Source organism: Streptomyces sp. SAS_270 (genome assembly GCF_052543295.1).
This window is the reverse complement of sequence record NZ_JBMNDS010000029.1, coordinates 10,924-24,014: the sequence shown is the minus strand read 5'-3', so window position 1 is coordinate 24,014 and position 13,091 is coordinate 10,924. Positions and strand designations below refer to the sequence as shown.

Genomic DNA, 13,091 nt, shown 5'->3' with positions numbered 1-13,091 from the left:
GGGCCGCACCTCAGGGTGCGGCGCCGGACGTGCTGGACAACGAAACAAGGCATGACCTCGGGGAGGACCAGCATCATGGGCGTCACGCTCGCCAAGGGAGGCAATGTCTCCCTCTCCAAGGCCGCACCGAACCTCACGCAGGTGTTGATCGGTCTCGGCTGGGACGCGCGCTCCACCACCGGAGCCGACTTCGACCTGGACGCCAGCGCACTGCTGTGCAACTCCGGCCGGGTGCTCGGCGACGAGTGGTTCGTCTTCTACAACCAGCTCAAGAGCCCGGACGGCTCGGTCGAGCACACCGGCGACAACCTCACGGGCGAGGGGGAGGGCGACGACGAGTCGATCCTGATCGATCTCTCCAAGGTGCCCGCCTCCGTGGACAAGATCGTCTTCCCGGTCTCGATCCATGACGCGGACAACCGCGGCCAGACGTTCGGCCAGGTCAGCAACGCCTTCATCCGCGTCGTCAACCAGGCCGACGGCCAGGAACTCGCACGCTACGACCTCTCCGAGGACGCCTCCACGGAGACCGCGATGATCTTCGGCGAGGTGTACCGCTACAACAACGAATGGAAGTTCCGCGCGGTCGGCCAGGGGTACGCGTCGGGCCTGCGCGGCATCGCGCTGGACTTCGGGGTCAACGTTTCCTAGGCCCACCTTGGCCAGCCGAAGGGGCGGCACTCTAGACTTCGTGGTCAACGTTAGGTAAAGCCGAGTACGGCGCGGGGGAGACCCGTACACACACGATGATTGGGTAGCCAGTGCTTCTGAAAACCTTCGGCTGGTCGTTCGCGATTACCGCGATCGGCCTGGCCGCGGCGGTTCTCTACGGGGGGTGGAAAGCCTTTGGCATCGTGGCGATCCTGTCCGTCCTGGAGATCTCGCTGTCCTTCGACAACGCGGTGGTCAACGCCGGAATCCTGAAGAAGATGAGTGCCTTCTGGCAGAAGATCTTCCTCACGGTCGGCGTGCTCATCGCCGTATTCGGCATGCGTCTGGTCTTCCCCGTCGTGATCGTGGCGGTGACCGCCAAGAAGAGCCCGTGGGACGCGGTCGACCTCGCGCTGACCGACAAGGACCAGTACCAGCAGCTCGTCACCGACGCCCACCCGGCGATCGCCGCGTTCGGTGGCATGTTCCTGCTGATGATCTTCCTGGACTTCATCTTCGAGGACCGGGACATCCAGTGGCTGCGCTGGATCGAGCGCCCGCTCGCCAAGCTTGGCAAGGTCGACATGCTGGCGGTCTGCATCGCCCTCATCGTCCTGCTGATCACCTCGATGACCTTCGCCGTCCACGCCCACCAGCACGGCGGCGCGCACATCGACAAGGCGCAGACGGTCCTCATCTCGGGCATCGCGGGGTTGATCACCTACATGGTGGTCGGTGGCCTCTCCGGCTACTTCGAGGACAAACTCGAGGAAGAGGAGGAGCGCGAGCACGAGGAGGAGGAAGAGGCCGAGCGGACCGGCAAGAAGAAGCCGGCCGTCGTCCTCGCCGGCCAGGCCGCGTTCTTCATGTTCCTCTACCTGGAGGTCCTGGACGCGTCGTTCTCCTTCGACGGCGTGATCGGCGCCTTCGCCATCACCAACGACATCGTGCTGATGGCCCTCGGCCTCGGCATCGGCGCCATGTACGTCCGGTCGCTGACGGTCTACCTGGTCCGCCAGGGCACCCTCGACGACTACGTGTACCTGGAGCACGGCGCGCACTACGCGATCGGCGCGCTCGCCGTGATCCTCATGGTCACCATCCAGTACCAGATCCACGAGGTCATCACCGGTCTCGTCGGTGTCCTCCTGATCGCCTGGTCCTTCTGGTCCTCGGTGCGCCGCAACAAGGCGCTCGCCGAGGCCGAGGGAAAAGGTGAGGCCTCGGACGAGAAGGCTGAGGTCTCGTCCGGGGTCTGACCCGATCGGTCCGGATCCGCGTGTGTGATCCGGGCCCGGGTGAGGAACGCTCTGTGCGGGGCGGCGTCGAGGAACTCTCCTCCGCGCCGCCCCGCGCGGTTTTGAAGGCAACTGGGGGGCGGTTATGGGGTTCTGGGACGAGCTGTGGCGCGGGCGCTCGACGGAGTTCGACTCGGGCAGCGCGGCCACCAACGCCATCGAGCTGACCAAGCGGCACCGTCAGGTCTCGCTCACCAAGCAGGGCGCGGCCACCGGCAACCTGCGCGTCAACCTGTCCTGGCGGATGCGCACCTCCGACATCGGCGGCCCCGAGCGCGGCCGGCTGCTGCGGAACCCCTTCCGGCTCTTCACCCCGGAGGTGGTCCAGGGCCACACCCAGAGCATGGTCAACGTCGACCTCGACCTGGGCTGTATGTACGAGCTCACGGACGGCAGCAAGGGCGTGGTCCAGCCTCTGGGCAGCTTCTTCGGCGAACTCAACGAACCGCCCTACGTGAAGCTCAGCGGCGACGACCGGTTCGGCTCCGGCTCCGGCGAGACGATCTTCATCAACCTGGACCACCGCGAGCACATCAAACGGCTGCTGATCTTCGTCTACATCTACGACCAGACGCCCGCCTTCGACCGTACGCACGCCATCGTCACGCTCTACCCGAGCAACGGGCCGCGTATCGAGATAAATCTCGAGGAGCGCCATCCGCAGGCCCGGTCCTGCGCGATCGTGATGATCGAGAACGTCAAGGGCGACCTGATCGTGCGCCGCGAGGTGAAGTTCGTCTACGGCTTCCAGGCCGAACTGGACCGCCTCTACGGCTGGGGCCTCCAGTGGGGCCGGGGCTACAAGTCGAAGGCCGACCGCTGATCCACCGGACGCCGACGGCACCCGTCACGGTTGCCGCGACCCCGGCCGCGACACAGGCTCTCAGCGGCCGATGAACTGCGGCCCCTGCGGCGGCAGCCGGAAGTCCGGGTCGGGCAGCGTGCCGACCGGCTGGGGGTAGCCGTACGAGGGCCCCGCGGCCGCGGTCTGCGGCTGGGGGTAGCCGTAGGAGGGCTGGCCCCCGGGGCTGCCGGCCGGCTGCGGATAGCCGTAGGCGGGCCCCGTGGCCGCCGCGGCGGGCTGGTGCTGCGGCTGCGCCGGAAAGCCGTACGCGGGCTGCTGGGGCACCGGGGCGGGCTGCTCGGGCGGCAGCGGCACCGAGGTCTCGGGAGCCGCGACGGGTGCCGCCCAGGCCCCGGGATCGGGCACGGGACCGGCGGTGGTGGCCGGCAGTGCCTCCGGCTCCGACTCGGGCGCCGACTCGTCCACCGAGATGCCGAAGTCGCTCGCCAGCCCCTCCAGACCGTTGGAGTAGCCCTCGCCGAGCGCCCGGAACTTCCAGTTCTCACCGCGCCGGTAGAGCTCGCCGCAGATCAGCGCCGTCTCCTCGCCCGTCTGCGGCTTGATGTCGAAATACGCCAGCGGTTCACCGTCGGCGAGCGCGGCGTCGTACAGCAGGATGCGCAGTCCGCGTACGCGGTCGAAGGTGACGCCCTCCGCCGATGCGACCAGCAGAATCTGTCCGACACCGGACTCGACACCCGCCAGATCCGTCTGGATCGTGTCGGTGAGGCCCTCGGCGACGCGCTTCTTGCCGAGCCGCCAGACCTTGCCCGAGGGGTGGCGGGGCTGGTTGTAGAAGACGAAGTCCTCGTCGGATCGCACACGACCGCCGGGACCGAGGAGCAGCGCCGAGGCATCGACATCGGGGACGCCCTGCCCGGGCGTCCAGCGCAGCACCGCCCGTACCGCTGTGGCGTCCAGCGGGATGTTCGACCCCTTCAGCATCGCGTGCGTCATGCGGTCATCCTGCCCTCTCGGTCCTGGTCACGACAACGCGGGGGTGAGGATTCCCGGCCGGGTCGAAGAACGGTCGACATGGCCGAGTTACCTGAACTTCATGCCCGGTGGGAACCCCTGACACCGATATCTACGTACTATTACCGGCCACATCGCGCACATCACGTTGGGCCGCCCAGCCGCCACGAGGGAGTTTCATGCGTCATTTCGGGCATCTTGCCCACGAGCAGCGGCAGCGTCTCTTTCACCAGGAGCCGTGCGCCTTCACCGCCGACTCGCCGGCCAGAGTCCTCTCGGCCGCCCTCGGCGCCACGCTGTACAGCCCGGCCACCCGGCCGCAGCTCGCCGACGACATCGTCAAGCAGGCCGGGCGCGGCGTCGTCTCCATGGTGCTGTGCCTGGAGGACTCGATCTCCGACGCGGACGTGGCGTACGGCGAGGAGAACCTGGTCCGGCAGTTCACCGACCTCGCCGAACGGCCGGACGCCGACCTTCCGCTGCTGTTCGTGCGGGTGCGCACCCCCGAGCAGATCCCGGACCTCGTCCAGCGCCTCGGACCGGCCGCGCGCGTGCTGTCCGGATTCGTCATGCCGAAGTTCACCGAGGAGCGGGGCGTCCCGTTCCTGGAGGCGCTCAGTGCCGCCGAGGCGTCGAGCGGGCGCCGCCTGTTCGCCATGCCCGTGCTCGAATCGCCCGAACTGCTCTACCGCGAGTCGCGCGTGGAGACCCTTGAGGGCATCTCCCGCGCCGTCGACAAGTACCGCGACCGCGTCCTCGCCCTGCGCCTGGGCGTCACCGACTTCTGCTCCTCCTACGCGCTGCGCCGGGCGCCCGACATGACGGCGTACGACGTCCAGGTCGTCGCCTCCGTCATCGCCGACGTGGTGAACATGCTGGGCCGGGCCGACGGCACGGGCTTCACGGTGACCGGGCCGGTGTGGGAGTACTTCCGGGTCCAGGAGCGCATGTTCAAGCCGCAGTTGCGCCGCAGCCCGTTCCTGGACGGACAGGCCGAGGAACTGCGCGAGGCACTGATCGAGCACGCCATGGACGGGCTGCTGCGCGAGATCACCCTCGACCAGGCCAACGGCCTGCTCGGCAAGACCTGCATCCACCCCTCGCACGTCCTGCCCGTGCACGCGCTGTCCGTGGTCAGCCACGAGGAGTTCAGCGACGCCCAGGACATCCTGCGCCCCGAGCGCGACGGCGGAGGTGTGCTGCGGTCGGCGTACACGAACAAGATGAACGAGGTGAAGCCGCACCGCGCCTGGGCCGAGCGCACCCTCCAGCGCGCCGAGGTCTTCGGCGTCGCGAACGAGGACATCGGCTTCGTGGACCTGCTCGCCGCCGGACTCCCGGCGGCCACCTGAACCGCCTGTGTTGCCCGTGTCCCCTGTGTTCCTCGTGTCCCCTGGATCCCTGAACCCCCCTGCAACGACAAGGAATTGATGAACAACGTGGTCTGGTCCGGGAGTTGGGTCGCCGAGCGGCTCGGTGTCGAGCTCGTCGGCGACGAGCGGCTGAGCGATCTGCTGGGGCTCGCGCTGCGGCGCAACCCCAAGCGGGCGCACCTGCTCGTCTCGAACGTCCTCGGCAAGCATGTACCGCAGTCGCCCACCGTGGTCCACGGCCACGGGTTCGCGCTGGGCAGACGTGTACGCGAGCTGCTGGGCACCGACGAGGCCCGGCGCTGCGTGGTGCTCGGGTACGCCGAGACGGCCACCGGGCTCGGCCACGCGGTCGCCGACGGACTGGGCCTCGCGCCCTATCTGCACTCCACCCGGCGCCCCGTCGCGGGCGTCGCCCGGGCCGGCGGCTTCGAGGAGTCCCACTCGCACGCCACCTCGCACCTGCTGCTCCCCGAGGACCCGGACCTGCTCGTGGGCCCCGGCCCGCTCGTGCTGGTCGACGACGAGTTCTCCACCGGCAACACCGTGCTCAACACGATCCGCGCCCTGCACGAGCGCTACCCGCGCGAGCGGTACGTCGTCGTCGCCCTCGTCGACATGCGCTCCGCCGCCGACCTGGGGCGGCTGGAGGAGTTCGCCCGCGAGATAGGCGCCCGCGTGGACCTGGTGACCGCGGCCTCCGGCACGGTGAAGCTGCCCGACGGCGTACTGGAGAAGGGCCAGGCTCTGGTCGCCCAGTACGAGGCCGCCCCGGTCGCCGCCCCCGCCCGGCGGCTGCCCGGCCCGGCCGACCGCGTCGAGCTCGGCTGGCCGCACGGGGTGCCCGACGGCGGCCGGCACGGCTTCACCCCCGAGCACCGCGCCCGCCTGGACCGCGCGCTGCCCGCCATGGCCGCGCGGCTCGCCGAGGCACTGCCCGACGACGCGGAACGCGTGCTCGTCCTCGGCTTCGAGGAGCTGATGTACGCCCCGCTGCGGCTGGCCCGCGAGCTGGAGCAGGTCGTCGCCGCCGAGGTGCGCTACTCCACGACCACCCGCTCACCGGTCCTCGCCCTGGACGACCCCGGCTACGCGATACGCAGCCGAATCGTTTTCCCTGCCCATGACGACCCCGACGACGGCCCCGGCGAGCGCTACGCCTACAACGTCGCGGGCGGCGGCTTCGACGCCGTGGTGGCCGTCGTGGACTCGGCCGCGGACACGCCCCTGCTGCACGCCCCCGACGGGCTGCTGGCCCAGCTCTCCGCGCACACCGGGCACGTCCTGCTCGCCGTGGTGCCCTCCTACGTACCGCCCGCCCCGTCGCCCGAAAGGCCCCCCATGCTCCCCGAGCCCCTCCGCGGCCCAGCGTTCTCCTCGTACGCGCCGGACGAGGTCGGCTGGCTGCTGCAGGACCTCTCGGACGTGACGCTGGAGGCGCCCACCGAGGAGCGCGAGGAGGCGATCCAGAGCGGCGGCGCCCACTACGCGGAGTCGCTGCCCGTGGAGTACCAGCCGAGCGAGCAGTACCAGGCGCTGTTCCACGCGGCGCTGGAGGTGTCCGCCGCCCGTATGGCCCGCGCCGTCGGCGCAGTCACCGAGCTGGTCCTCGCCGAGCGGTCACCGCGGCCGGTGCTCGTGTCCCTCGCCCGCGCGGGCACCCCCGTCGGCGTCCTCATGCGTCGCTGGGCGCAGCACCGCCACGGCCTCGACCTGCCGCACTACGCCGTCTCCATCGTCCGCGGCCGTGGTATCGACGCCAACGCGCTGCGCTGGCTGGCCGACCGGCACGACCCGAGCGATGTCGTCTTCGTCGACGGCTGGACCGGCAAGGGTGCGATCACCCGCGAACTGACCGAGGCGATACGGGAGTTCGAGGCATCCGACGGCATCACCGGCTTCGACCCGGAAATAGCCGTCCTCGCCGACCCCGGCTCGTGCGTGCGGACCTACGGCACCCGCGAGGACTTCCTCATCCCCTCCGCCTGCCTCAACTCGACGGTGTCCGGGCTGATTTCGCGTACGGTGCTCCGCTCCGACCTGGTCGGCCCGGACGACTTCCACGGCGCGAAGTTCTACCGCGAACTCGCCGGCTCCGACGTCTCCGCGGACTTCCTGGACGCCGTCGCCGCCCACTTCGCCGACGTCACCGAGGCCGTCGACGCCGAGACGAAGGAACTGCTCTCCGCCGACCGGGCCCCGACCTGGGAGGGGTGGGCGGCAGTTGAACGGATCAGCGAGGAGTACGGGATCCACGACGTGAACCTCGTCAAGCCGGGCGTCGGCGAGACGACGCGCGTGCTGCTGCGCCGCGTCCCCTGGAAGATCCTCGCCCGCGCCGGGGCGGGCGCCGACCTCGACCACGTACGCCTGCTCGCCGAGCAGCGGGGAGTGCCGGTGGAGGAAGTCGCCGAACTCCCTTACACCTGCGTGGGGTTGATCCACCCCAAGTACACGCGGGGCGCGACCGGCGCCGACGGCAAGGCGGTGACGGTCTGATGGCGACCAACCCCGTCCTCGTCGCGAGCGACCTCGACCGCACGCTCATCTACTCGGCGGCCGCCCTCGCGCTGACCATGCCCGACGCACGGGCGCCCCGGCTGCTGTGCGTCGAGGTACACGAGAGCAGGCCGCTGTCGTACATGACCGAGACGGCGGCCGGGCTTCTCGGCGACCTCGGTGACGCGGCCGTCTTCGTGCCCACCACCACCCGCACCCGCAAGCAGTACCAGCGCATCAACCTGCCGGGCCCCGCCCCGAAGTACGCGATCTGCGCCAACGGCGGACACCTTCTCGTCGACGGTCTGACGGACACCGCGTGGCACGCGCAGGTCACCGCCCGGCTGGCGAGCGAGTGCGCCTCGCTGGACGAGGTCCGCGCGCATCTGGCCGCCACCGCCGACCCGCTCTGGGTCCGCAAGCACCGCGTTGCCGAGGACCTCTTCGCCTACCTCGTCGTCGAGCGCGAACTGCTCCCCGAGGAGTGGGTGAAGGAACTCGCCGTCTGGGCGGAGAACCGCGGCTGGACGGTGTCCCTGCAGGGCCGCAAGATCTACGCCGTGCCGAAGCCGCTCACCAAGAGCGCCGCCATGCGCGAGGTCGCCCGCCGCACCGGCGCCACGCTCACCCTCGCCGCCGGTGACTCCCTCCTCGACGCCGACCTCCTGCTGGCCGCCGACCGGGGCTGGCGCCCCGGCCACGGCGAGCTCGCCGAGGACGACTGGACGGCCCCGGCCGTCACCGCGCTTCCCGAGCGGGGCGTCGCGGCGGGCGAGCGAATTCTGCGGGAGTTCCTGCGCGAGGTACGGCAGGCGCGCGGCGTCCAGGGGGCTCGGGAGGTGTAGGGGCGGACCCCCGTCAGCCGCAGCAGCCCCCGCCGCAGCAACCGCCGCCGCCGCCCGCGCGCGGTGCGGGGGCCGAGGCCGAGCCGCCCACGGCCACCGTCGACAGGAGTTTCACCGTGTCGTCGTGGCCGGCGGGGCAGGACGCGGGGGCGCCGGACTCCGCCATCGGGCGGCTCTTCTCGAAGGTGTCGCCGCAGGTCCGGCAGCGGTATTCATAGCGAGGCATGGCGCCCAGATTAGCGGGCGGCCAGGGGGAGAGGGGAGGGGCGCCGCATCGGGCGTCCCCTCGCTGAGGCGAGGCCGGGGGAGGGTGGTTCCTCGCGGCGCCGAGCGGCTCCCGGAAGTCGCTCACTTCTGCCCGGGCAGCTCCCGCCTCTTCCGTTCCCGCTCCCTCTCCCGTTCCAGCGCCAGCGCGTGCGCCCTGGCCCGCAGTTGCCGCTCGCGATCCGGCTGCTCGGGGTGGCGGGCCCGCCAGTACGGGTTGTCGTGCGGCAGGGCCGAGCCGACCCGCCCGTACATCCCGAAGAACATCAGCAGGACGCCCACCACAAAGCTGAACAGCACGTTCTGGATGCGGAAGGCGAGGAAGTTGGCGTCGGTGTCGAGCAGTGCCAGGTTGACGAAGCCGCTGAGGATGAAGGCGAGGCCGACGACCATGTTGAGGGTCGAGGCGAGGTTTCCGCCGATCACCATGCCGGCGAGCAGCAGCAGCCCCACACAGATCGACAGCACACTGAGTGCGCCGTTGGTGTTCAGGCCCGCGACCTCGTCCCCACCGGTGTCGAAGAAGCCGACCCTGTCGATCAGACCGAGGACACCGAAGACGAGGAGCACGAGACCCATCAGGCCCGCGCCGATCCGGTAGAACCTGTTGAGCCGGTGGTCGACGGGAAGATGCTCGTCGAAGCTGATCCGCCGTCTCGTCGCCGCGTGCCGCGCGCGCAGTACCTGTGTGGCCATGTCCGCCTCCTTGTGCGCCGACGGAGGCCCTGCGTCCCTCCAAATATCCGCCCGCACGGGCCTGAGGGGCAACAGCGGGCAACGCGAGGGAGCGGGCCGTGCTCAGGCCCCCGCCCCACGCTCCTCGCGGATCTGCGAGACCACGCGGGCGACGGACTGCCGTACGGCCTCCGTCTCGGTGAGGAAGTGCCAGTAGTCGGGGTGGCGCCCCTCCAGCGTGGCGACGGCGCGCTCCAGGCGGCCCACCGAGTCGTCGAGGGGGCGGGCGTGCCGCGGGTCGGGGGTGCTGCGGCCGGTCATCGCGAGGCGCTGCGCGTCCCGGATGGCGAACCGCGTGCGGTCGATCTCCTGCTGCGGGTCCTTCTGCACGGCGTTCAGCCGCCGCAGCCGGTCACCGGCCGCCGAGACCGCCTCGTCCGTGTTGTTCAGCAGCGCGCGCACCGTCGACAGCCGCGAGGTCGCGTCCGGCCAACGCTGCTCGTCGCGCGCGGCCTGCGCCTCCTTCAGCTTCAGCTCGGCCTGCCGTACGTTCTCCTCGGCCTGATCCGGTACATGCTGGAGGTCCTGCCAGCAGGCGGCCGAGAACCGCCGCCGCAGCTCGCTGAGCACCGGCTCCACCTGCCCGGCACGCGTGGTCAGCGCCTGCGCGCGAGTCCGCAGCGAGACCAGCCGGTGATCGATCTCCGCGGCCCGCTCGGGCAGCCGCTCGGCCTCCGCGCCGACCGCCCCGGCCTCCCGCTGGATCTTCTCGGCGCGCTCCAGGGTCTCCGGCACGCCGTGCTGCCCGGCGCCCTGGTTCAGCCTGGTCAGCTCCGGCCCGAGGGCGGCGAGGCGCGCGGCGAGATCGTCGGCCTTGAGCCCTGATCCTCGTACGGCATCGAGGGCGTTCGAGGCGGCGAGCAGGGCCTGGCGGGCGCGCTCGACGGCCGGTGCGAGCCGGGCGAGCTGCGTCTCGGCCTTGCCGAGCAGCGGTTCGAGGCCCCGCGAGAACCGGTCCAGTTCCCCCTTGACCCGGCCCAGCTCGTCCTTGGCGGCGGTCAGCTCCGTGCGGGCGCGCGCGGCGACCGACGCCTCCAGCTCGTCCCGGTCGAGGTCGTGGGCGTCGACCGCGTTGATGTACTGACTGCTGGCCTCGTCGATACGCCGCCCGAGGGCATCGAAGTCGGAGACCGCGCGGCGGGCCGCGGGGGAGTCGTCGACGGCGGTGATGGTCTCGATCGAGATCCGCAGATCGCGCTGCGCGGTGTCGAGCTCGTAGAACGCGGCGGCCGCGGCGTCCTTCGCGGCCTGCGCCTCGGCCCGCTGGCTCTCCGAACGTCCGCCGAACCACCGGCGTGTACCGCCACCGGCGAAGGCGGCGGGCAGGACGACGGCGGCGAGCAGCGGCAACGCCACGAGGGTGAGGACATCACGCCCGACGCGTGCGATCGACAGCGCTGTGCCGACGACGGGAGTCCTCGGCGGACTCGACGTGTACGGCGTGTACGGCTGCGCTGGTGTCGCCGTCACATCCCTCTCCCCGTGCTGTCGTCCGCCTTGCCCGGTTGTCATTCTCCCACCGGTTAAGGACGAACACACGGGCCGGTCAGTTCACCGTGCGCACCGTGACCTTTCCGTCGCTGGTACGTGCGGAGACCACATGAGAGCTGCCCTCGTCACGGGGCACTGACACATCCACTGACCCGTCGGCGGTCTTGGTCGTCACGCGGTACGCCGTACCCGCCGTGTCGGGCAGCCCGATGGAGACGGAACCGTCCTGGCTCCGGGAGTCCACCAGGTCAGGTACGACGGTGAGTTCGAGCCGTACAGAGCCGTCCTCGGTGGTGGCGCGCACCTGGCGCGAGCGGATCCCGAGCGCGCTCACGGAACCGTCGGCGCTGTTCAGCTCCAGCGGCCCCGAGGAGTCCGAGACCCGCACGGCACCGTCTGCCGTACGAATCCGGAGGGCCTCCTTGAACCCGTGCGCCGTCACTCGCCCGTCCCCGTCGCGCACGGTGACGGCGACCCCGCGCGGGACCACGATCCGGTGCTTGGCCGAACAGTCGGCGATCATCCCCGAGCACTTCATCCGCAGTACGAGCCGGTCGTCCTTCATCGCCCAGGTCACCCGGGGATCCCCACCGACGACGACCTGCCCGTCGAACCACCGGGTGACCTCGACCTTGCCGGCCGTCTTGTCGGAGTCGGCGACCACGAGCTCCAGCGCGGAGTCGTCCGAGTCGACGGTGAGCGTCCGCCCGTGCAGCGCGAAGGACCGATGCTCCGGTTCCTTGTCGTCCCCGGCGCTGGCCCCGCACGCCGAGAGCCCCAGCGCCGCGACCACCACACTCCCGGCGACGACCCCGATCCGGGCCTGCCCTCCCCGCCCAAGCCCGCCCCGCCGACGCTCTGTGCACCCCACGAAGATCTCCCCCTGACACATGTCCTACGGCCACGGATGCCGGCCCCGCTCACCGGCCCACCCCTTCGAATCGACCGTACGCACCCGCCCCCTCCCGAAGGATCCGGCCCGCTCCCGGATCCTGGGTGGGGATAACCCCCGCCCACCCCCGAGAACGAGGAATACACGTTTGCAGTGCACGCCCTGTGGCCATGTAGGCTGTCGACTCGTCCTGGGCGCGTAGCTCAGCGGTAGAGCGCCGCCCTTACAAGGCGGATGTCGGCGGTTCGAAACCGTCCGCGCCCACCGGGACAGAGGCCCCCAGCCGATCGCGGCCGGGGGCCTTTGGCATTCACGCGTCGACCGGCGCGGGACCTGACAGATGTCATGCGGGAGCCCGGACGCCGGACACTGCTGCCGGGGGCCGCGTCGCCCGTGCCTTCGTGGACATGGCGAAGACGAGCGGCAACGCGACCGACAGGACCGACGTCCACCTGAGCCTCATCGGCGGAACTCGCCTTGAGGGCAAGGCGGTTCACGAGCGGACTCTGACCGTCTCGCTCATCGGCGGGGCGGACATCGACCTCGCCGACGTCGCCGTCCCCGACGGCTCCGAGCTTCGCCTCACCAAGCTCAGCCTGATCGGCGGCGCGAAGCTGCGCGTCCGCCCCGACGTCCGCGTCGTCGTCACGGGCGTCCGCCTCGGCGGCGTGCGGGTGCGGCGCGGCTAGGACCTTGGTCAGTGGTCAGTGGTCAGTAGTCAGTGGTCGGCGTGGTGGGGTGTCATGCCCGCTCACGCGCCCTCTGTCGAGGCCGGCTCGTGGGCGTGTTTCAGGGTCATGCGGGCGTCGACCGTGTCGGGGGGTGTGACCTCCGCCCAGAAGCGGTGGCAGGTCACGAAGACGGCGAGTTCGCGTTCGCGGCGGCGGAGCTTCTCGACCTCGGCCTGTTCGTCCGCCGTCCAGCCGGGGGAGGCGGGGCGCTCCACCTTGCGCCAGCCGTTGGCGTCGCTGAAGCCGTCCAGCGGCTCGACCGACCAGGGAAGCCGCTTCAGCAGGGCCAGAAGCTCGGCCCGGACCTGATGCAGCTCCTCCTGGCCGGCCAGGAGGTCACTCGGAAAGTCATAGGTCGCAGCCACGCGGCAATGGTACGCCTGTTCGATTTTGGGATGCGAGTTCCTTCGGGGACTTCACGCGAACGGGTGTGGACAGAGACGAGAGACGAGAGCGGCCGCGTACGGGCGGAGGGGGCCGTGCCGGTACGGCCCGA

The 13,091-nt window shown here is 70.7% G+C and carries 13 protein-coding genes and 1 tRNA gene; 8 read left to right on the top strand and 6 right to left on the bottom strand.

Annotation, left to right across the window (positions count from 1 at the left end):
• Nucleotides 1-75 precede the first annotated feature (75 nt).
• The 3 genes from ACN6LB_RS20735 to ACN6LB_RS20725 all read left to right on the top strand — a co-directional run bounded on the left by ACN6LB_RS20735 (nucleotide 76) and on the right by ACN6LB_RS20725 (nucleotide 2,772).
• On the top strand, nucleotides 76-651 hold the full coding sequence (locus tag ACN6LB_RS20735; RefSeq protein ID WP_356142892.1) for a TerD family protein: 576 nt from the start codon (nucleotides 76-78) through the stop codon (nucleotides 649-651).
• A 110-nt stretch (nucleotides 652-761) separates the two neighbouring features.
• Complete coding sequence (locus ACN6LB_RS20730; protein WP_445027222.1) at nucleotides 762-1,910, top strand: DUF475 domain-containing protein; 1,149 nt, start codon at nucleotides 762-764, stop codon at nucleotides 1,908-1,910.
• A 124-nt stretch (nucleotides 1,911-2,034) separates the two neighbouring features.
• Complete coding sequence (locus ACN6LB_RS20725; RefSeq protein ID WP_356142833.1) at nucleotides 2,035-2,772, top strand: TerD family protein; 738 nt, start codon at nucleotides 2,035-2,037, stop codon at nucleotides 2,770-2,772.
• Between the two features lie 60 nt (nucleotides 2,773-2,832).
• Here ACN6LB_RS20725 and ACN6LB_RS20720 read toward each other — a convergent pair whose 3' ends face one another.
• Nucleotides 2,833-3,750, bottom strand: coding sequence for a TerD family protein (locus ACN6LB_RS20720; protein WP_445027221.1), 918 nt, complete (start codon nucleotides 3,748-3,750; stop codon nucleotides 2,833-2,835).
• A gap of 197 nt (nucleotides 3,751-3,947) precedes the next feature.
• Between ACN6LB_RS20720 and ACN6LB_RS20715 the strand changes: the two genes are divergently transcribed.
• From ACN6LB_RS20715 to ACN6LB_RS20705, 3 genes are all read left to right on the top strand, one after another.
• Nucleotides 3,948-5,120, top strand: coding sequence for an HpcH/HpaI aldolase/citrate lyase family protein (locus ACN6LB_RS20715; protein WP_356142837.1), 1,173 nt, complete (start codon nucleotides 3,948-3,950; stop codon nucleotides 5,118-5,120).
• Nucleotides 5,121-5,198: 78 nt separating this feature from the next.
• Entirely contained in the window at nucleotides 5,199-7,637 is a 2,439-nt protein-coding gene (locus tag ACN6LB_RS20710; RefSeq protein ID WP_445027220.1) for a phosphoribosyltransferase, read from the top strand.
• Nucleotides 7,637-8,482 carry an HAD family hydrolase gene (locus ACN6LB_RS20705; RefSeq protein ID WP_356142841.1) on the top strand — a complete coding sequence of 282 codons (846 nt, stop codon included), beginning with the start codon at nucleotides 7,637-7,639 and terminating at the stop codon, nucleotides 8,480-8,482. The genes ACN6LB_RS20710 and ACN6LB_RS20705 overlap by 1 nt, the downstream gene beginning before the upstream one ends.
• Nucleotides 8,483-8,495: 13 nt before the next feature.
• Here ACN6LB_RS20705 and ACN6LB_RS20700 read toward each other — a convergent pair whose 3' ends face one another.
• From ACN6LB_RS20700 to ACN6LB_RS20685, 4 genes are all read right to left on the bottom strand, one after another.
• Nucleotides 8,496-8,708 carry an FmdB family zinc ribbon protein gene (locus ACN6LB_RS20700; RefSeq protein ID WP_445027219.1) on the bottom strand — a complete coding sequence of 71 codons (213 nt, stop codon included), beginning with the start codon at nucleotides 8,706-8,708 and terminating at the stop codon, nucleotides 8,496-8,498.
• A 122-nt stretch (nucleotides 8,709-8,830) separates the two neighbouring features.
• Nucleotides 8,831-9,442, bottom strand: a complete 612-nt coding sequence (locus ACN6LB_RS20695; RefSeq protein WP_445027218.1) for a DUF4383 domain-containing protein — start codon at nucleotides 9,440-9,442, stop codon at nucleotides 8,831-8,833.
• Between the two features lie 102 nt (nucleotides 9,443-9,544).
• The gene (locus ACN6LB_RS20690) at nucleotides 9,545-10,951 is read right to left on the bottom strand and encodes a hypothetical protein (protein WP_445027217.1); all 1,407 of its coding nucleotides are present in this window, start codon (nucleotides 10,949-10,951) and stop codon (nucleotides 9,545-9,547) included.
• 76 nt (nucleotides 10,952-11,027) lie between these two features.
• Entirely contained in the window at nucleotides 11,028-11,843 is an 816-nt protein-coding gene (locus ACN6LB_RS20685) for a DUF4097 family beta strand repeat-containing protein (RefSeq protein ID WP_445027216.1), read from the bottom strand.
• Nucleotides 11,844-12,056: 213 nt separating this feature from the next.
• Between ACN6LB_RS20685 and ACN6LB_RS20680 the strand changes: the two genes are divergently transcribed.
• Both ACN6LB_RS20680 and ACN6LB_RS20675 read left to right on the top strand, forming a co-directional pair.
• Nucleotides 12,057-12,128 (top strand) — tRNA-Val (locus tag ACN6LB_RS20680).
• 143 nt (nucleotides 12,129-12,271) lie between these two features.
• The gene (locus ACN6LB_RS20675; protein ID WP_445027215.1) at nucleotides 12,272-12,553 is read left to right on the top strand and encodes a hypothetical protein; all 282 of its coding nucleotides are present in this window, start codon (nucleotides 12,272-12,274) and stop codon (nucleotides 12,551-12,553) included.
• A gap of 62 nt (nucleotides 12,554-12,615) precedes the next feature.
• Here ACN6LB_RS20675 and ACN6LB_RS20670 read toward each other — a convergent pair whose 3' ends face one another.
• Nucleotides 12,616-12,960 (bottom strand): hypothetical protein, encoded by a 345-nt coding sequence (locus ACN6LB_RS20670; RefSeq protein ID WP_445027214.1) that lies wholly within the window; start codon nucleotides 12,958-12,960, stop codon nucleotides 12,616-12,618.
• Nucleotides 12,961-13,091: the final 131 nt, after the last annotated feature.

Bases quoted from the DNA above. Each gene is read 5' to 3' on its own strand.
- ACN6LB_RS20700 (WP_445027219.1), bottom strand. From the start codon at position 8,708: ATGCCTCGCTATGAATACCGCTGCCGGACCTGCGGCGACACCTTCGAG.
- ACN6LB_RS20725 (WP_356142833.1), top strand. From the start codon at position 2,035: ATGGGGTTCTGGGACGAGCTGTGGCGCGGGCGCTCGACGGAGTTCGAC.
- ACN6LB_RS20705 (WP_356142841.1), top strand. From the start codon at position 7,637: ATGGCGACCAACCCCGTCCTCGTCGCGAGCGACCTCGACCGCACGCTC.
- ACN6LB_RS20715 (WP_356142837.1), top strand. From the start codon at position 3,948: ATGCGTCATTTCGGGCATCTTGCCCACGAGCAGCGGCAGCGTCTCTTT.
- ACN6LB_RS20695 (WP_445027218.1), bottom strand. From the start codon at position 9,442: ATGGCCACACAGGTACTGCGCGCGCGGCACGCGGCGACGAGACGGCGG.
- ACN6LB_RS20710 (WP_445027220.1), top strand. From the start codon at position 5,199: ATGAACAACGTGGTCTGGTCCGGGAGTTGGGTCGCCGAGCGGCTCGGT.
- ACN6LB_RS20675 (WP_445027215.1), top strand. From the start codon at position 12,272: ATGGCGAAGACGAGCGGCAACGCGACCGACAGGACCGACGTCCACCTG.
- ACN6LB_RS20735 (WP_356142892.1), top strand. From the start codon at position 76: ATGGGCGTCACGCTCGCCAAGGGAGGCAATGTCTCCCTCTCCAAGGCC.
- ACN6LB_RS20720 (WP_445027221.1), bottom strand. From the start codon at position 3,750: ATGACGCACGCGATGCTGAAGGGGTCGAACATCCCGCTGGACGCCACA.